Origin of the sequence: Acinetobacter sp. YH12226 (assembly GCF_013417805.1) — a bacterium.
Taxonomy (GTDB): Bacteria; Pseudomonadota; Gammaproteobacteria; order Pseudomonadales; family Moraxellaceae; genus Acinetobacter.
Genome location: NZ_VPDG01000002.1, coordinates 364,552 through 382,914 on the forward strand (window position 1 = coordinate 364,552; position 18,363 = coordinate 382,914).

17 protein-coding genes and 4 pseudogenes are annotated in these 18,363 nt (G+C 44.1%); 14 read left to right on the plus strand and 7 right to left on the minus strand.

The window, feature by feature from the left end; translation table 11 throughout:
- Positions 1 to 70 precede the first annotated feature (70 nt).
- Entirely contained in the window at positions 71 to 1,132 is a 1,062-nt protein-coding gene (locus FTV08_RS04000; RefSeq protein WP_071850368.1) for an ArsO family NAD(P)H-dependent flavin-containing monooxygenase, read from the plus strand.
- 114 nt (positions 1,133 to 1,246) lie between these two features.
- Here the strand turns inward: FTV08_RS04000 and FTV08_RS04005 are convergent, their stop codons facing one another.
- The 4 genes and pseudogenes from FTV08_RS04005 to FTV08_RS04020 form a co-directional block, all read right to left on the minus strand.
- Entirely contained in the window at positions 1,247 to 2,230 is a 984-nt protein-coding gene (locus FTV08_RS04005) for a potassium channel family protein (RefSeq protein ID WP_004280160.1), read from the minus strand.
- Positions 2,231 to 2,404: 174 nt separating this feature from the next.
- Positions 2,405 to 2,551, minus strand: a pseudogene (locus FTV08_RS04010) (IS5/IS1182 family transposase); the annotation flags it as partial.
- 283 nt (positions 2,552 to 2,834) lie between these two features.
- Entirely contained in the window at positions 2,835 to 4,214 is a 1,380-nt protein-coding gene (locus tag FTV08_RS04015) for an ATP-binding protein (protein ID WP_071850366.1), read from the minus strand.
- Positions 4,207 to 4,311: pseudogene (locus FTV08_RS04020) on the minus strand (winged helix-turn-helix domain-containing protein); the annotation flags it as partial. The gene FTV08_RS04015 and the pseudogene FTV08_RS04020, both read right to left, overlap by 8 nt.
- Positions 4,312 to 4,313: 2 nt before the next feature.
- On the opposite strand from FTV08_RS04020, the pseudogene FTV08_RS04025 reads away from it, so the two are divergent.
- The 4 genes and pseudogenes from FTV08_RS04025 to FTV08_RS04040 form a co-directional block, all read left to right on the plus strand.
- Positions 4,314 to 5,273, plus strand: a pseudogene (locus tag FTV08_RS04025) (cytochrome c biogenesis protein CcdA); the annotation flags it as partial.
- Entirely contained in the window at positions 5,270 to 6,118 is an 849-nt protein-coding gene (locus FTV08_RS04030; RefSeq protein ID WP_071850365.1) for a TlpA disulfide reductase family protein, read from the plus strand. The pseudogene FTV08_RS04025 and the gene FTV08_RS04030, both read left to right, overlap by 4 nt.
- A gap of 18 nt (positions 6,119 to 6,136) precedes the next feature.
- Positions 6,137 to 6,877: a thiol:disulfide interchange protein DsbG gene (dsbG, locus tag FTV08_RS04035; protein WP_071850364.1), complete on the plus strand. Its 741-nt coding sequence runs from the start codon at positions 6,137 to 6,139 to the stop codon at positions 6,875 to 6,877.
- Between the two features lie 107 nt (positions 6,878 to 6,984).
- Positions 6,985 to 7,347 (plus strand): YidH family protein, encoded by a 363-nt coding sequence (locus FTV08_RS04040; RefSeq protein WP_004646570.1) that lies wholly within the window; start codon positions 6,985 to 6,987, stop codon positions 7,345 to 7,347.
- On the opposite strand, the gene FTV08_RS04045 is transcribed toward FTV08_RS04040, so the two are convergent.
- Entirely contained in the window at positions 7,344 to 7,664 is a 321-nt protein-coding gene (locus tag FTV08_RS04045; protein WP_071850363.1) for a metalloregulator ArsR/SmtB family transcription factor, read from the minus strand. The two genes, FTV08_RS04040 and FTV08_RS04045, sit on opposite strands and share 4 nt — an antisense overlap.
- 120 nt (positions 7,665 to 7,784) lie before the next feature.
- Here FTV08_RS04045 and FTV08_RS04050 point away from each other — a divergent pair, with 120 nt between their 5' ends.
- The 4 genes from FTV08_RS04050 (at position 7,785) to FTV08_RS04065 (ending at position 10,345) form a co-directional block, all read left to right on the plus strand.
- Complete coding sequence (locus FTV08_RS04050; protein ID WP_005251416.1) at positions 7,785 to 8,201, plus strand: YeeE/YedE family protein; 417 nt, start codon at positions 7,785 to 7,787, stop codon at positions 8,199 to 8,201.
- 1 nt (position 8,202) lies between these two features.
- Complete coding sequence (locus FTV08_RS04055) at positions 8,203 to 8,619, plus strand: DUF6691 family protein (protein WP_004646572.1); 417 nt, start codon at positions 8,203 to 8,205, stop codon at positions 8,617 to 8,619.
- Between the two features lie 2 nt (positions 8,620 to 8,621).
- Positions 8,622 to 9,494 (plus strand): MBL fold metallo-hydrolase, encoded by an 873-nt coding sequence (locus FTV08_RS04060; RefSeq protein WP_005262089.1) that lies wholly within the window; start codon positions 8,622 to 8,624, stop codon positions 9,492 to 9,494.
- A gap of 68 nt (positions 9,495 to 9,562) precedes the next feature.
- A complete protein-coding gene (locus tag FTV08_RS04065) occupies positions 9,563 to 10,345 on the plus strand; it encodes a sulfite exporter TauE/SafE family protein (RefSeq protein ID WP_071850361.1) in 783 nt (260 codons plus the stop codon).
- A 168-nt stretch (positions 10,346 to 10,513) separates the two neighbouring features.
- Here the strand turns inward: FTV08_RS04065 and FTV08_RS04075 are convergent.
- A pseudogene (locus tag FTV08_RS04075) lies at positions 10,514 to 11,044 on the minus strand (transposase); the annotation flags it as partial.
- Between the two features lie 219 nt (positions 11,045 to 11,263).
- Here FTV08_RS04075 and FTV08_RS04080 point away from each other — a divergent pair.
- Complete coding sequence (locus FTV08_RS04080) at positions 11,264 to 12,301, plus strand: metallophosphoesterase (RefSeq protein WP_180086731.1); 1,038 nt, start codon at positions 11,264 to 11,266, stop codon at positions 12,299 to 12,301.
- 66 nt (positions 12,302 to 12,367) lie between these two features.
- On the opposite strand, the gene FTV08_RS04085 is transcribed toward FTV08_RS04080, so the two are convergent.
- On the minus strand, positions 12,368 to 12,790 hold the full coding sequence (locus FTV08_RS04085) for an OsmC family protein (protein ID WP_004280142.1): 423 nt from the start codon (positions 12,788 to 12,790) through the stop codon (positions 12,368 to 12,370).
- A gap of 147 nt (positions 12,791 to 12,937) precedes the next feature.
- Here FTV08_RS04085 and crp point away from each other — a divergent pair, with 147 nt between their 5' ends.
- The 4 genes from crp (at position 12,938) to clpB (ending at position 18,207) form a co-directional block, all read left to right on the plus strand.
- Positions 12,938 to 13,645, plus strand: a complete 708-nt coding sequence (crp, locus tag FTV08_RS04090) for a cAMP-activated global transcriptional regulator CRP (protein ID WP_004730006.1) — start codon at positions 12,938 to 12,940, stop codon at positions 13,643 to 13,645.
- 172 nt (positions 13,646 to 13,817) lie between these two features.
- Positions 13,818 to 14,867 (plus strand): NADP(H)-dependent aldo-keto reductase, encoded by a 1,050-nt coding sequence (locus FTV08_RS04095; protein ID WP_071850359.1) that lies wholly within the window; start codon positions 13,818 to 13,820, stop codon positions 14,865 to 14,867.
- A 143-nt stretch (positions 14,868 to 15,010) separates the two neighbouring features.
- Positions 15,011 to 15,376, plus strand: a complete 366-nt coding sequence (locus tag FTV08_RS04100) for an antitoxin Xre/MbcA/ParS toxin-binding domain-containing protein (protein WP_004646580.1) — start codon at positions 15,011 to 15,013, stop codon at positions 15,374 to 15,376.
- Positions 15,377 to 15,627: 251 nt separating this feature from the next.
- Positions 15,628 to 18,207, plus strand: a complete 2,580-nt coding sequence (clpB, locus tag FTV08_RS04105) for an ATP-dependent chaperone ClpB (RefSeq protein ID WP_004646581.1) — start codon at positions 15,628 to 15,630, stop codon at positions 18,205 to 18,207.
- Positions 18,208 to 18,363: the final 156 nt, after the last annotated feature.

The window sequence follows — 18,363 nt, forward strand, 5'->3', positions numbered from 1 at the left end:
ATGAAATACGCCCAGTCTGATAAGCAGGCTGGGTTTTTATTTGATGACAATAAAGAAGGGGGGAAATATTTTGGCTCAATTACAAGCTGAAGTTGATGTGATCATCATCGGTGGTGGACAGGCCGGTTTGTCCACGGCTTATTTCTTAAAGCGTAAGAACATTCCGTTTATCATCCTAGATGATCAGCCTCAGCCTGGAGGTGCCTGGCAGCATGCCTGGGAGTCCTTGCGCCTTTTCTCCCCGAATAGCTGGAGTTCGCTGTCAGGCTGGATGATGCCGGCGACCGAACAGACCTATCCGACCCGCAATGAGGTGATCGATTATTTGACCGCCTATGAGCAGCGCTATCACTTTCCTGTAGTTCGTCCGGTGCGTGTGGAACGCGTGGAAAGTAAGGGCCAGTATTTAGAGGTTTATGCCGGGGAACAATCCTGGAAAGCCAAAGCGGTGGTAAGCGCTACAGGGACATGGAGCCAACCATTTATTCCCGAGTATGCCGGCCGTGAGCATTTTCAGGGCGTACAACTGCATTCCGCAGATTATAAAAATGCTGAGTTATTTAAAACCAAGAAAGTCATGGTGGTGGGTGGCGGTAACTCTGGTGCACAAATCTTGGCAGAAGTATCTCAGGTGGCCGAAACGCTTTGGATCACCCAGACACCGCCGCAGTTTCTGGCAGATGATGTCGATGGCCGTGTCCTGTTCTTAAGGGCGACTGAGCGCCTGAAAGCCCAGCAGGAAGGTAGAAAGATTGAGCAGCCCATTGGGGGGGTGGGTGATATTGTCATGATTGATTCAGTTAAAGATGCACGTGAGCGAGGCATTTTGCAGAGCAGGCGTCCATTTTCAGCTTTTACAGAACATGGCGTGATTTGGGAAGATGGCAGCACAGCGCATGTGGATGTGGTGATCTGGTGTACAGGATTTAAGGCGGCGCTGAATCACCTCAGCAGCCTCGGAATTATCCAGCCGGACCAGACCATTGCGGTTCAGAATGGCCGCTCTGTTCAGGTACCAAATTTATGGCTGGTGGGCTATGGAGAATGGACAGGTGCTGCTTCGGCCACGCTGGTCGGGGTTTCCCGGACAGCTCGGGCAGTAGCGGAAGACATCGCTGCATTTTTGGCCTGAGAGGATTTGATCCTGATTCAGTCGAGTGGATTGAGTGAATAGTATCTGTCTGCAACGAGCGTCATACCCGATGGTCTGATGCTCGTGATGATACGCTTGCATTGACGTTCGAATTTAATCAGGTAACTTATGCCCACAATGTGGACAGAAGAAATATTTGTTTTTTTCCTGCTCGAGTTGTTCTTTCTTACGCTCATGAATAAGTTCTAACAGGATATCCTGCATTTGTTCTTTGCTCAGTCCGACTTCTTTACGTAAAATTTCAATTTTTTCTTGATCTTCAATTAAGTCAATTTCTGCATCATCGAGCAGTTCACGAAATCTTAATTCCAGTTTGTGCTTGCGCTGTCTCAGCTCATTGGCCAGACCATTTGCCAGAATACCCGCAGGAAGCGCTGCCAGACCCACCCCTAAAATAGTAATTAAAGCCCCTAGAAAGCGGCCTAAGGGGGTGATTGGTGTCACATCGCCATAGCCGACTGTGGTCAGTGTCACCACTGCCCACCACATGGATGCAGGGATGGAGCTAAAGACTTCTGGTTGAGCCTTATTTTCAACCACATATACTCCAGCCGCCGCGATGATGATCATGATCAGCAGGATAAAAATAACCGCCTGAAATGAGCCCTTTTCGCGCTTGATCACCCGCAATAAAATCTGCAGGGAGACGAAATAACGGGTTAATTTGAGTAATCTGAATAATCGAAGGATTCGCAGGAAGCGTAAATCGAGATGCACAAAGAAGTTAATATAGGCCGGGAGAATCGCCAACAGGTCAATGATGGCACCGCCACTACGGATCCATAACCATCGGTTTTTCCATGCACCTTCAAAGGGGTCTTTTTCCGCAATGGCCCAAAATCTTAATAAATATTCCAGGGTAAAAATAAAGATCGAGAATAATTCAAAGGCATCAAACAGCAGCTGATAGGATTGATAGAGGTCATTGATTGATTCAAGTAAAACGGCAGCAGTATTCCCAATAATCAATATAATCAGAAATATATTGATGACGCGACTTAAGATGCTTTCGTGTTCTTCATTATGCAAATTGTCATAAATAAATCTGCGAAGCTTATACCAGGCCTTGAATTCCATAACAGTGCATTACGGTGCGATAAGATGCTTTGAGTTTAGCGCAAGCCCGGCCATCGAAAGGAAATTTTTAAAAAATTAATCAGAATTGTGGGGTGGTGATTATCCTGGATTTTTAGGGCTAAAGCGAGTGTGCACGACTCTAAAATCCCCAAAGCATTCTGGTAAATCTCACTACGGAATACTTGAACGATACCGATACAATACTGCTTCAACAAATACCCTGTTGTCTTTGGCAGTTACTCAAACAGTACTTGCTCGTCCGGGCAACAGATCCTTAATCTGTTCCCACTGATCATCTCTTAATGCATAGCGTTTAGTCATGAAAAAATAATGAGGACAGATTAGATTTTTTTAAGCTAATTGGTGACAGGCCTAGTTGCATCAAGTGATCTTTTTTCTCTGGCATTTTTGTTTTCATAGAGGGGTCTTATTATTTTTATACCTGTTTCTATGCTAAAAATTAAAAGTGCGTTGTGATCGCCTGCTCATAAACTTGAGAATACAGAGAAGGTTTTTGTTGAAGAAAAAGTTATTTGTATAAACAAAGGAAGTGATTTGAATTGGTGATATCTTTATTGGATGTTGAAAAGTAAGAATTTTTATTTCAAAAAATCTCTAGGGTTTTCGATTGTATTGAATTGATTTCAATGCGAAGCCCATAGGGCTGTCGGGCATTGAAAGAGAGCTGATAGCCATACTGTTTTAACAGGTTAGCGGTCAATGCCAGTCCTAAACCATGGCCGTGCTGCTGAGCAGATTTGCGCCAGAAGCGTTGTCCTAAATGTTGGATATCCTGTGCTGTCAGTTGCTGTCCATCATCTTCAATCACTAGGCAACCAGACTGCATGGAAATCCAGATATGGGCAGCCTGTGCATGCAGCAGGGCATTTTCAAGCAGATTTTTCAGTACGGTATACAGCACAAATTCAGGCAGCTGAATTTCGCCCAAGTTGTCCCAGTTTACTTGTATTTTTTTGTTCATTTCTGGATAGCGTGTACCTAAGTCTGCAAGAACTTTCTCAAGTGTGGGGCGAAGCCAGATGGCCTCAGGCATTGCCTGGATACTGTTTTCTGATTGGGTCAGCAATAAAAGCTGCTCGAGTAACAGCGTATAACGCCGGATACTCTCATTGGCCTGCTGCAAATTATGCTGAATGGATTCAGGCAGGTGCTGCTGCTGACCGATCAGCTGGGCCAGTTGTACATGGGTTTTAATTGCAGTCAGGGGACTGCGTAATTCATGTGCAGCATAGGCACTAAAGGCTTTCTCCTGTTGCAGACTGTCATTGAGTTTTTGAATCAACTGCGTGGAATTGTTGACAAAAGGCTGTACTTCTTGGGGAATACTTGCAGGCTTGAGCTGCATTAAAAAATCTGCCACCTCTGAATAGCTAAGGTTTTTCTGGTTCAGGTATTGACTGAGCTGATCCAAAGACCGGAACTGTCGGCGGATAATAAAAACGATCAGGGCAATACAGATCAGCAGTGAGAAGACCAAGGGAATCAGTACGGACTGCAGAATCTGCTGTAGTAAGGTATCCCTCAAGAACATACGTTCTGCTGCCACCACCTGAATATCGCCACGACGCAGAACATAACTGCGCCATTCCGTATCACCCTGCTGCCAGGTGCTGAATCCTTCTGGTCGCTGGCTTAAATTTTGGGGGGCACCGCGTGTTTTGGCAATCACCTGATTACCTAACGAGATGTCAGAGCTAAAAAGAGAAACTTCACAGGCAATTAACTGGTTTGCATCATCATTCTTGGCTAATTTGGATAAGGTTGCATCCCCTAGACTATCCAGCGGTAACTGCTGAATCAGCCGGGCAACCATTTGTGCAGATGCCGATAAGCGTTGATCCAGTGTGTCTTGTAAACGCTGTTTCAGGTCAATATACAGCCATGAAAATACTGCACTCCACAGCACAATAAACACGGCCAAAAGACTCATGACCAAACGCCATTTGAAGCTGTGACTAAACATGACGCTGCTCAAACGGTTTAAAAATATATCCCACACCACGAATGGTCTGAATTAAATCTGGATGCAGTTTTTGTCTCAGGTGATAAATCTGTACATTCTTTGTTTGTTTTGTTCGCATTTAATCTGTTTGGAGCATTTCAGCTGTCCTTACCTAAAGGCATGTTACAGCGTCTGGATCAATGGCAGCAAAAGCAGAAGGGTGGCACGCTGATTGGTGCCGGTCTTATGGGCATGATCGCTGCACTGATTGTCGGGCCATGTATGAGTGCGCCGTTGGCCGGTGCCTTAATCTATGTGTCTCAGCTCAATCAACCGATGCTGGGAGCTAGTTATCTGTTCGTCTTAGGCTTTGGGCTGGGCTTGCCGCTATTTATTGCTGCCGTATTTGGGTCCCATCTTTTACCCAAACCTGGCATCTGGATGGATCGCCTGAAGTTTAGTTTTGGCTTTGTCATGTTGGCTCTGGCCTTGTATTTCGCCCCTCCATTATTGCCCGGCATTTTATACCTGGGCCTTTTGGGTGTGGTACTGATCACCTGTTCAGGCTACTTCTTGTTCAAGATGCTGCCTCATGTGCATCGGTCTGTATCGAAAATAGTCCTGATGCTGCTCAGTGGTTTACTGGTCTATGCAGGAGGCATGCAGCTCTATCATGTCTGGAGTCAGGTACAGGTCGCCCATGTGAAATCACGGCTTGAATGGCAGAGAGTCAGTACAGCCGCACAATTGCAACAGGTTTTAGCCAAACATCCTGCACAGCCGGTGGTGATTGATGTCTATGCAGACTGGTGTGTGGCCTGTCAACCGATTGAAAAGGAAGTAATTCCACGTAGTGATGTCCAAGCGGCTTTACAAAATGTGGTTCGTATCAAATTAGACCTGACCCACTATCATCCAAGTCAGGATGAGCTGCTAAAAGAATGGCAAATCCTCGGTCCGCCCACCTTTATATTTTTAAATGCCGCACATCAGGAACAGCGCGAGTTGCGCTTGACAGGAACTTTTAGCGCAACACATTTGCTCGGTAAATTGCAGCAACTGCAAGGGGAACAACCATGATGATTTCAAGTGATGCGCTACATCTGGGACCTTTGATGTTGCCCTGGACACTCATAATTGTTGCCACTGGCTTGATGCTGTTATCTGCTGTTTTGTTTGGATTAGCCAGAAAGTATTCATGGTCTAAACAACTGCTTGGACAAAGTCAGGATTTGCTCTGGAGCAGTTTTTTGCTGGGGATGCTGGGTGCACGTCTTGTTTTCGTTCTGCTCAATGCCGAGCTGTATTTTGCAGCACCCATCGACATACTGAAAATCCAGGACAAAGGTTTCCATTTATGGGGAGGGGTGCTGATTGGTGCTTTGTGGTATGTCATTCGAAACAGACAGTTGCAGACCCGATTCAAAGCCATCTTGTTGATCATCTTTGTACTCTGGATCGGGCTTGGACTCGCGTTCAAATCCAGTCTAAAAACTGAAGCAGCGTTTCCTGATCTAGCCTTTGCTGGACTAGAACAGGAGCGTCTGGGTACAGACAAGATTCCACTCAGCCAATTCGTTGGCCAGCCCACGGTAATTAATTTGTGGGCGAGCTGGTGTCCGCCGTGTCACCGCGAAATGCCGGTGTTGGCCAAAGCAGCCAAGCAGCATCCTCAAGTGAATTTTGTCATGCTGAATCAGGGTGAGGAGGTAGCCACCGTAAATGCCTATTTAAGAAAACATCAGTTTCAATTTAAACATGTCCTGCTGGACCCATATGGTGAACTACCACAGCAGCTGAATAGTTTTGGTCTGCCAACGACGCTGTTTTTTAATGCTCAAGGCCAGCTGGTCGAGCGGCATATGGGGGAACTCAGTCCGGCTATGTTGCAGCAATATTTAAATAGAATTTCAGATCAACCTTAAAAAATGGAAGGACTCAGTATGAACAAAATTTACCAGGTGCTTGGTGCAGGCATGTTCCTGATCATGAGCATGCACACACAGGCAAATATTAAACAGCATATTGAAAAACAGGGCTTTGTGTTTGTAAAACAGATTCCGGCACCGCAAGGAATGACCGGCTGGGTGGGGCATGAAGACCAATACTCCAATACGGTATTTATCTCCAACGATGACAAATATTATATCAAGGGCGAACTGTTTGATGCACAAGGGAAAAGCCTGTCCAATGAGCAGATTGAAAAGCATATGAAAAAAGCGGTATTGGACGATGTCTGGAAAACCCTGGAAAAATCCACCTGGATCCAGGATGGCAAGCCAGATGCACCACGTGTGGTCTATGTCTTTTCCGATCCAAATTGTCCATATTGTTATAAATTCTGGCAGGCGGCCCGACCTTGGGTAGAATCAGGGAAGGTACAGCTGCGTCATATTCAGGTCGGTGTGATCCGTGAAGAAAGCCGTGGCCAGGTGGCAACACTATTGAATTCGAAAGATCCAGCGGCAGTTTTTAATGATATAAACAAGAATAAAGGCAAAAAGCAGCTCAAGAAAATGGAAAAGATTCCTGTCGAAATTGCTGCAAAAATTGATGCCAACCAGGCCCTAATGGGGAAATACGGCTTTTTCTCCACACCGTCGATGGTCTGGAAAAACAATCAGGGTGAATTTAAATCTGCTCAAGGCCTGGCGATGGATGTCAAGGAAATTTTTGAACAATAATATTTTAACTACATGATAGAAAAGTAATTTTTACTTCAAACATCTATACATGATAGGGAGGCAGATTTACATTGGTGGATAGGCTAAGCATGAAGAGCAGATAAGATATGTCAAATTTGGATGATCCACGGGTACTGCTTGCTTTGGAACGAACCGCTCTGGCGTGGAACCGGAGTGGTTTGGCATTAATTGCTTTTGGTTTTGTGATTGAAAAATCCAACCTGCTAGTGCAACTGGTGGACCCAGACACTTATGCACAGAAAATAGCTTATTCACAATGGTTGGGAATTGCGGTGATTGTATTTGGTATGTTGGTGAATTTCGCCTCAATCCTGCAATATCGACGGGGTTTGACATCACTGCGACCGCCGGAATTTATTGAAGGTTATTACACCCAGTATCCCGTATGGCTAAATCTGTTTACTGCTTTTAGCGGACTGCTTCTGATCATTTCTTTTTGGCTGCACTAAGAAGAGGGCTGGGCGCAATACAGCTCGTACAGCTTTTGCATCAGGCTCAAGACCTTGGGGTCACTCAGACGATAGAAAATCTGTTTGCCCTCACGTCGGGTGCCAACCATGTCGGCCTTACGCAGTACAGTCAGCTGTTGTGAAAGTGTAGGTTGATGAATATCGGCAGATTCTTCAATTTCCTGAACATTCATTTCCCCGTCAACCAGGACACATAAGATTTTCAGACGATCAGGATTGGCTAAAACTTTTAGGCATTGGCTGACGAAATCGACCTGTGAAAAATCAATTTTGGCATTTGCAGCAATCATATCCATAGATGTCCTTGAAACCTTTGATGTAACCCATGCAGTTTACACAATTTACCACAAAACTGCTTGATTATTATTTTTTAATATATAATATAAAAAAGTATATTGTATAGAGATTGATTCACCATGCATGACTTCCTCATCGCATTTATTGGCGGTTTAATGCTCGGACTTTCAGTGGTCGGCTATCTGTATGTCAATGGCCGTATTGCAGGAATCAGTGGTTTGGTTGGGCAGGTATTAAACCCAAAAACCGTATTTAAAACGCCTGCGATCTGGTTTTTATCAGGCTTGATCATTACACCGTTTATTTATGGTCTGTTTGTACAACCTGAAATCGAATTGAATGCCAGCCCATTGATGATGATTGTGGCAGGTCTGCTGGTAGGCTTTGGGACACGTTTGGGTTCGGGCTGTACCAGTGGTCACGGAATTTGTGGCATTAGTCGGCTGTCTAAGCGTTCTATCATCGCGACCATGACTTTTATGTTTGCAGGTTTTGTCGCTGTTTATATTATCCGTCATATCACAGGAGCATTCTAAAATGAAAAATGTGTTTGCCTTTTTATTTGGTGCGCTGTTCTCTGTGGGATTGATGGTATCGGGCATGTCCAATCCGGAAAAAGTACTCGATTTCCTGGATCTGTTTGGCGATTGGGATGCCAGTCTGGCCTTTGTGATGATGGGCGCGATTACTGTGGCCTTTATTCCCTTCCAGAAAGCATTACGTACGGCGCAACCGAAAACAGTATTTAATGAACCTATTGATTTACCTAAAAATAATCAGATAGATAAGAAGCTGATCACGGGTGCGGTTTTATTTGGTGCAGGTTGGGGCATTGCCGGCATCTGTCCGGCGCCAAGTTTCACTTTGATCGGTTTGGGCCACTATCAAGTGCTCTATTTTATTGTAGCAATGCTGGTGGGTGTATGGATTCACCGTAAATGGTCAGGAGCTTAACGATGTCAAATTTACCTATAGTAAAAGATTTTTTTCACGAAGATACCAATACCTTCAGTTATGTTGTACGTGATCCGGCGACCAAAGCCTGCGCCATTATTGATAGCGTTCTGGATTATGATCCGGCATCAGCAAGTACATCCACTATTCATGCCGATAAAATTATTGCCTATATTAAAGAGCAGGGTTTAACGGTCGAGTGGATTCTCGAAACCCATGTCCATGCTGATCATTTAACTGCAGCGCAATATCTCAAAGAAGAACTGGGTGGCAAAATTGCCATGAGCCAGAAAATTGGTATTGTTCAGGAAACTTTTGGCGCGATTTATCATCTGGATATTAAACAATGGAATGCTCAGCAGCTCTTTGATTATTTATTTGAAGATCATGAGTCGTTCCAAATTGGAACATTGAAAGCCTATAACATTCCAACACCGGGACATACGCCTGCTTGCCTGAGTTATGTGATTGGCGATGCGGTTTTTGTGGGTGATACGTTGTTCATGCCAGATTATGGTACAGCACGTTGTGATTTTCCGCGAGGCAGCGCAGAACAGCTTTATGATTCGGTGCAAAGCCTGTTTCAGTTGCCAGAAGATACCCGGGTCTTTTTATGTCATGACTATCTGCCTGAAACACGTGAATCGTATGTGTGTGAATCTGATATACAGACGCAGAAAAAACAGAATATCCATATTCATCAGGGAATCAGTAAAGCTGAATTTGCTCAGATGCGAAATCAGCGGGATTCAGGACTGAGTATGCCTAAGCTGATTCTACCAGCGATTCAGATCAATATGAAAGCAGGACAGTTTCCTGAGCCAGAACAAAACGGTGTTTCTTACCTCAAGCTTCCTCTTAACTACTTCAAATAAGCTTGTGTCGTGATTCAACAAAAAGTTCAACCTTTATTGAATCATTTTTGTGGATAAGGGAGAGGGCGATGTGGGCATTAATACTTGAAGGGCTAGTTATCGGAGTGCTATTGGGTTTGACCGGTGCCGGTGGCGGTATTCTGGCTGTACCTGCACTGATGACGACCCAGGGTTGGACGGTGGCCCAGGCTGCGCCGGTGGGATTGCTTGCGGTCACGCTGTCGGCCTTGGTCGGAACGTTCGAGGGTTTGTTCAAGCGTATTGTACGTTATCGCGCTGCCCTCTGGATTGCTCTCATTAGTATTCCTACAGCGCGTTATGGCGTGCATCTGGCCGATATCGTTTCTCCGGTCTGGCTGACGCTGGCTTTCAGTCTGGTCATGCTGATCGTGGCTTACCGGATCTTTTTTAATAAAGTGACCGATCATGGCAATGCACCGTGCAAGGTCAATCAATCGACCGGTCGTCTGATCTGGAATGTCAAAACTGCTTCGTTCCTAGCAGGTATTGGTGTTGTGGCAGGTTTATTAACCGGTCTGTTGGGGGTGGGGGGTGGTTTTGTAATTGTTCCAGCCCTGCGTAAATTCACCGACCTTGATATGCGCAGTATCGTTGCGACTTCCCTGATGATTATTTTCCTGATTGGTGGGGTCAGTATTTCTGCACACGTGCTGGATGGCTTTCAATATCCTGTTTCGGTTACGCTGACCTTTGTCCTGGCCTGTATTGTCGGGATGTTAATTGGACGCAGTCTGATGCAGCGGATTGACAGTAACAAGGTACAGAAAATATTTGCCACTACCGTGGTTGGGGTGGCGATGTATTTAATCTATTCAGCGCTCATGGGCTAAATAGCCAGTTGGAAATTTAAACTCAAACGCTTTCAATCTACCTGAGCATCGTTTATACAAAATATAATTTTAATGGCCGAGGAAGAATGAAAATGATGAAAACTGCAGAGCAATTGATCCAGAATGCAAAAAGCCGGATTCAGGAAGTCAGCGTAAATGAACTGTTTGAAGCGATGCAAAACCATCAACCAATTGCTCAACCATTTTTATGTCAGCAACATGTCCATTCGATAAAGCAGAACAACTAATTTCACCAAATTGGTTCATCACGATATGTAATTTACAGCCATAAAACCAACCCATAGAACTTTTGCCACGTGATGCGATTTGGGCTAATGATTTATGGCATTGAATACGTTGATTTTTACAAACAGGTAGCGTTGTTGAATCAATCTATAAGTATTGTTTATCTTTGCCTTTCATCAAAGCTACATACAGGGCATGTAGTGCTAATTCATGCCTATTGATCAAGTGAATCATGCGTTGGCAGCAAGGCAAGTGCTTAAATAAAAAGCTTTTATCCAGCTTTAGCCATGTAAAAAAGGCTTTGAAATTATTGAAATGAGAACATTTGTACCAAATGGTGATAAAGCAGATTTCTGAAATTGTGAGCTGAGCATTTCTGATTCTTAGAGAATGATGACTTTGTTTGAGGAACTTCCAATAAGTTGCTTCAAATTTAAGAAAGAAATCATCAATTAAGCAGAATCGGTACTATTGAACATCAGGACTAGAGTTGTGAGTTTGGTTTGGTAACTCAACTGATGGCTCTAGTCCTCTTATTTTTCAAGTCAATTTCTTATCCGTGATTCGGGTTAAATTATTTAAATGATGATTCATTCTGTATTCAGATCTACATAAATTTAAAGCATACTCATAGGGATATATTCTGTTTTAGACTTAATTCAGGATGCATGAATGAAGTACTCATTTATACAGCAGGCTTTCACTGGCCCCGTGGATATCATAGGGGATATTCATGGTGAGATTGCCGCGCTGGAACAACTGATCCAAGTATTAGGCTATGACCGGAATGGTCATCATCCTGAACAGCGTAAACTGATTTTTGTTGGTGATCTGTGTGACCGGGGGCAAGACAGTGTTGCGGTGATCAAAAAGGTTAGGCAGTTGGTAGATGAAGGCTATGCACAATGTGTGATGGGTAATCATGAATTAAACTTGTTGACCGATACTTTACGGGAAGGCAATGGCTGGTTTTTTGGTTCGCCGCATCAGGATGATCTGAAACCTTTTGATTCGATCCAAGCCTCAATCAAAGATCGACAATGGATTCTGGATTTTTTAAATAGCTTACCGTTGGCCTTGGAGTCGGAGCAGCTGCGTGTTGTACATGCCTGTTGGCATCAAGGATCAATTGATCAATTACGCAATTCTGGTTTTACTTCGCTTGGCGAAGCCTATGCTGATTTCGTTCAACATACAGCGCTGGATCTGCAAGCCTTAGGTATTAATGAATTCATCCAGATAGAGCAGCAACGCTACCAACACCAGTTCAAAGACCCGGCTGCAACTTTACCTTTATTGCAACATCTCGCAGAAAAAGAGCTGCGTGAGCAAATGCACAATCCGATTCGGGTCATTACTTCTGGTGCGGAAAAAATCGCCTTAGAACCGATTTATGCCGGTGGAAGGTGGCGGATGATCGACCGCGTGCCATGGTGGGACAGCTATACCGACCAAATTCCAGTCATTACTGGACATTATTGGCGGAACTTTAAATCTACTGAAGAAAAAACCGGTTTACTCAAATCGATCGATGCACTGCAATGGTATGGACAGCAACAAAACGTATTTTGTGTGGATTATTCAGTGGGTAAACGCTATCTCGATCGTCAACAGGGTGTCGCGTTCAGACATCGACTCGGCGCCTTAAGATTTCCAGAAAATATCTTGAGCTTTGAAGATGGCAATCAGTATTCAGTTCAGCGGTTCTGAGAAAAGGCAATTTTCTGATACAAAAAAAGCAGCTTTTCCAGCCGCTTTTTTTACAGAATCTAGATTTTATTCTGCTTCGATTATTTCATAATCATGGGTGATTTCAACACCGCCATCAGACAGCATTTTGCTGGCAGAGCAATATTTTTCAGCAGAAAGTTCTACGGCTTTTGCGACCTGTTTCTCTTTAATCGCTTTGCCGGTCACTACAAAATGCAAGTGAATTTTCGTGAATACTGCCGGAATTGTATCTGCACGTTCAGCCTTTAATTCGCAGCGTACATCGGTAATATCCTGACGAGCCTTCTTTAAAATGGTAACAATATCAAAAGACGCACAACCGCCCAGACCCGTTAAAAGCAGTTCCATAGGACGGGGACCACGGTTTTCACCACCGTATTCAGCTGAACCATCCATGATAAGGCTATGACCACTTTGAGTTTTTGCTTCAAAAGCAACATTCTCTAACCAATGAACGCTTGTTTGCATTGCAACTACCTAAAAAAAGCTATAAATTTATCAAGTAACTGTACACTAACATAAATTGGGTTGATACGGAATTTCAATCCCACTGTGTGACAAGTTCACATTAGGTCTTGTGCGATCTATAAATTATCCATAATCGGAACTGTTAGCATGACTTCAAACTTTTCACAATTAAGCACTGATGCGCTTTCTCCGGGGCAATTACCAGAATCCGTGAAAGCACTGTTAAAACGTGCATATATTAATCGTTATCCAAAACGTACCACGATCATTGATGCAGGATCAGAATCTAAATCTTTATATTTAATTCTGAAGGGGTCTGTATCTATCATTCTTCGTGAAGATGATGATCGTGAAATTGTCGTGGCTTATTTAAATGCGGGTGACTTCTTTGGGGAAATGGGTCTATTCGAGGTTAATCCACAACGTACTGCGGAAGTTCGTACGCGTGATGTGTGTGAAATTGCCGAAATTACCTATGAAAACTTTCACGAAATCAGCAATCAATATCCTGATCTGAGCTATGCGGTATTTGCTCAATTAGTACGTCGTTTGAAAAATACCACACGTAAAGTCACTGATCTGGCATTTATTGATGTTTCAGGCCGGATTGCACGTTGCCTGATCGACCTGTCTTCACAGCCAGAAGCGATGATTTTGCCGAATGGCCGTCAGATTCGTATTACCCGTCAGGAAATTGGCCGTATTGTTGGCTGTTCCCGTGAAATGGTGGGTCGCGTACTGAAAACGCTAGAAGAGCAGGGCATGATCGAAACCGATGGTAAAGCCATCCTGATCTTTGATGCTTCACTAGAAGAAGCGTCTGAAGCAGTTGCAGATGGTGCCATAGACGAATAATCCAGATATTAAAAAGCAAATCTTCGGATTTGCTTTTTAATGCGTCATTACTTAATACATAAAAATTTAGAACAAGCTTCTCAGAAAAGATGATTTAAGCTCCCCTTATAATTCCGATAGGCTATAGCCCACTTGATCTCAATTCACTGAATAAAATTCACAGGATGTTTTTATGCAATTCAGACCGTTGGCGGATACCGGCATTCTTTTGCCAGAAATTTGTTTGGGCACCATGACCTTTGGTGAGCAGAACACGCAAGAACAGGCTTTTCAGCAACTGGATTATGCCTTAGATCAGGGACTGAATTTCTGGGATACTGCGGAAATGTACCCGGTACCGCCAAAACCTGAAACGCAGGGCGCCACCGAGCGCATGATTGGAAACTGGATCGCTGCCCATGGTGGCCGTGACAAACTTTTTTTAGCCTCAAAAATTGCCGGACCATCGCAAGGTGGTAGTCATATCCGGGATGGTCAAACCCGTTTTGTTGCCGATGAAATTTCAGCAGCAATAGACCAGTCATTGTCACGCCTGCAAACGGATTATATCGACCTGTATCAGTTACACTGGCCACAACGCCCCACCAATTTCTTTGGCAAGTTGGGTTATGGCAATGCTGAAGCGGCAGAAGACCGTGCCGTAACGGATCTGGAAGAAACCCTGACTGCCTTGCAGGATGAAATTAAAGAAGGCCGTATCCGTTATATCGGTCTTTCCAATGAAACCCCGTGGGGCACGATGAAATTTCTGCACCTCGCAGAGAAATTAGGTTTGTCCAAATTTGTCAGTGTACAAAACCCATATAACCTGCTGAACCGTACTTATGAAATCGGCATGTCAGAAATTGCCCATTATGAAGGTGTGGGCTTGTTGGCGTATTCACCTTTGGCATTTGGTTATCTGACCGGTAAATTCCGGCATGGTGCACGTCCTGCCAATGCGCGTGTAACACTGTTCTCCCGCTTTAGCCGTTATAGCAATCCGCAAAGTGAATGGGCAACCGAGCAATATGCCCAGCTGGCAGAACAGCATGGCTTAAGTCTTACCCAATTGGCTTTGGCCTTTATCAAGCAGCAGTTCTTTGTGACCAGTACCATTATCGGTGCGACCAATCTGGATCAGCTGAAAGAAAATATTCAGGCTTTTGAAGTCGACCTGTCTGAAGAAGTACTGAAAGGTATTGAAGATATTCACCGTCAACAGCCGAATCCGGCACCATAATCATGGTGTTGTTATTTTAAAGCACCCTCCAAGCGAGGGTGTTTTAATTTTATGAGAAATTAAATTTGATGATAAACAACATGGCCGGAAAACAATAAAAGCAGCATAATCGAAATAAGACGCATCAAGATGATTTGATAAAAATGAATAGTGAAACAGGTATTTCTAAATCCCAAGTATTAGCTATAGCAGTATTCAACTTAGCTGAGCAGTTGCAACTGAAAGAATTCGAACTTGCATTGATTCTGGGTTTATCTGAGGCGGAATTATCTCTGGTTATAAATGAAAAAGAATTAGAACCAGATACTACAGCAGGCGAAAAAGCTATAGCTTTAGTAAATATCTATCAAAAGTTATTTAGCTTGCATGGTGGAGACTTGAGCTGGATGCGCCATTTTATCAATTCACCTAACAAGCTTTTGAATCATCAAACGCCAAGATCCTTGATGCAAACAGAACATGGTTTGAGTGAAGTATTGCGATTACTAGGAAGGTTGCAACCGTACTAAAAATATCTCTCTATTCTCTACTAAGCTGAAAAATAGCAGAGTAAATTAAATAAAATATGAATTGTTTATCTTCACCTTAAAAATTCTTCTAACCTCACTTGAAATATGATTTGATTACACCAATATTATTATTAAAAACTGTCTAAATGTTTATATTAAGTTTTTGAAAAATATATAAAAATGATTTGAAATTTTATCAAGTGCACCCATATATCCATCAAGTAGAACATTTGTTGTGAGGAATAACAAGAATGCGTTTTGAAAAATTTACCAATCGCCTGCAGCAGATCCTTTCAGATGCACAAGTCTTCGCTATGAGCAAAGACCATACCGCAATTGAACCGATTCATCTTCTCCATGCAGTTTTAAAAGAAGCTTCTTATGCAAGCTTATTACAGCAAGCAGGTGCAAATTTAGTTGAGCTGCAAACGAAGCTACAACAAGCCCTCAATGATGCGGCAAAATTATCAAATCCGTCAGCGGACATTAATGTAAATCCTGAAGCTTATAAAGTACTGACATTAACGGAGAGTTATGCACAAAAAGCCGGAGATGAATTCGTTAGTGTTGATTGGTTGATTTTAGCACTGGCTGAAACAGGATCTACGCAAAAAATACTCAGTAGTGTCGGCGTAAAAGCAGATCTACTGAAACAGCTGATTAATCAAATCCGAGGCGATGAAAAAGTCATGAGCAACAATTATGAAGATCAGCGTGATTCACTGAATAAGTACACCATTGATTTAACTGAACGTGCGTTGGCAGGCAAGCTTGATCCTGTGATTGGCCGTGATGATGAAATCCGTCGTACTATTCAGGTCTTGTCACGCCGTACCAAAAATAACCCGGTACTTATCGGTGAGCCAGGGGTCGGTAAAACGGCGATTGTCGAAGGTCTGGCGCAGCGGATTATTAATGGTGAAGTGCCTGAAGGACTCAAAGGGAAGCGTGTTTTATCTCTAGATCTAGGTTCTTTGCTGGCTGGCGCCAAATACCGTGGTGAGTTTGAAGAGCGCTTAAAAGCGGTTCTGAAAGATATTGCCAAACACGAAGGTGAAATCATCCTGTTTATCGACGAGTTGCATACGCTGGTGGGTGCCGGTAAAGGTGATGGCGCGATGGATGCCGGTAACATGCTGAAACCTGCGTTGGCCCGTGGCGAGCTGCGCTGTGTCGGTGCGACCACACTGGATGAATATCGTCAGTATATTGAAAAAGATGCAGCGCTGGAACGTCGTTTCCAGAAAGTACTGGTCGATGAGCCAAGCGTGGAAGATACCATTGCGATTCTGCGTGGTCTGAAAGATCGCTATGCCACCCATCACGGGGTACAGATTCTGGATTCCGCGATTATTGCGGCGGCGAAAATGTCACATCGTTATATCACCGACCGTCAGTTGCCGGATAAAGCTATTGACCTGATTGATGAAGCAGCATCGCGCATCAAAATGGAACTCGATTCTAAACCAGAAGCACTGGATAAACTGGAACGCCGTCTGATTCAGTTAAAAATGCAGCTGGAAGCGGTGAAAAAAGATGAAGACTCAGGTGCCAAAGCTGAGATTCAATACTTGTCCGATCAGATCGCCACAGTTGAAAAAGAGTATCATGACCTGGAAGAAGTCTGGCGTGCAGATAAAGCGCTGGTTGAAGGCAATAAAGACGTACAGATCAAACTGGATCAGGCACGTACAGCACTTGAAAAAGCGCAACGTGAAGGTGATCTGGGCGAGGCCGCGCGTTTGCAATATGGCGTGATACCAGAGTTGCAAAAGCAGCTTGAACTGGCTGAAAAAGCCGATGAAAGCGCAACGCCAAAATTGCTGCGTAACAAAGTCACCGACAATGAAATTGCTGAAGTAGTGAGTGCTGCGACCGGTATTCCGGTTGCGAAAATGCTGCAAGGCGAGCGTGACAAATTGCTACATATGGAAGAATTCCTGCATAACCGTGTAGTAGGGCAAGATGAAGCCGTGGTGGCGGTATCCAATGCAGTACGCCGTTCACGTGCCGGTCTGTCAGATCCGAACCGTCCAAGTGGGTCATTCCTGTTCCTGGGGCCAACGGGTGTCGGTAAAACAGAATTGACCAAAGCCTTGGCGAATTTCCTGTTTGACAGCGACGATGCCATGGTGCGTATCGATATGTCAGAATTTATGGAAAAACATTCGGTCAGCCGTTTGGTTGGTGCGCCTCCGGGCTATGTCGGTTATGAAGAAGGTGGGGTGCTTACTGAAGCCGTACGTCGTAAACCGTATAGTGTGATCTTGTTTGATGAAGTCGAAAAAGCGCATCCGGACGTATTTAACATCTTGCTACAGGTACTGGATGATGGCCGTTTAACTGACTCGCAAGGCCGGGTAGTGGACTTTAAAAACTCTGTGATCGTCATGACTTCGAACCTGGGTTCGCAGGATGTACGTGAATTGGGCGGTAATGCCACAAAAGAAGAAGTCCGTACGGTGGTGATGAATGCGGTATCGGAACATTTCCGTCCAGAATTTATTAACCGTATTGATGAACTGGTAGTGTTCCATGCGCTGGAAAAAGACCAGATTCGCGGTATTGCCGATATCCAGTTGAACCGTTTACGTCAACGTCTGGCAGAACGTGATATGCGCTTGTCGGTAGATGACAGTGCTTTCGATCAGTTAATCGATGCTGGCTTTGATCCACTGTATGGTGCGCGCCCCCTGAAACGTGCAATCCAGCAGCGTATTGAAAATGGTCTGGCGCAGAAAATCCTGGGCGGAGAGTTCCAGCCGGGCGATACCATTCTGGTGAAAGCTGAAGCAGGTGAGTTAATCTTTGAAAAAATGAAACTTAACTAAACCACTTCTCCTTGCAACAAAAAACCCAGCCTAGGCTGGGTTTTTTTTAATCTTATTGTTAACTTCGAGCATTGCAACACTTTTGTATTCTTGTTGCGGCGAGCTTTAAAGCATGGCTTAAAACTCAGCTCAGGGAAAATAAAGAAGATATCAATC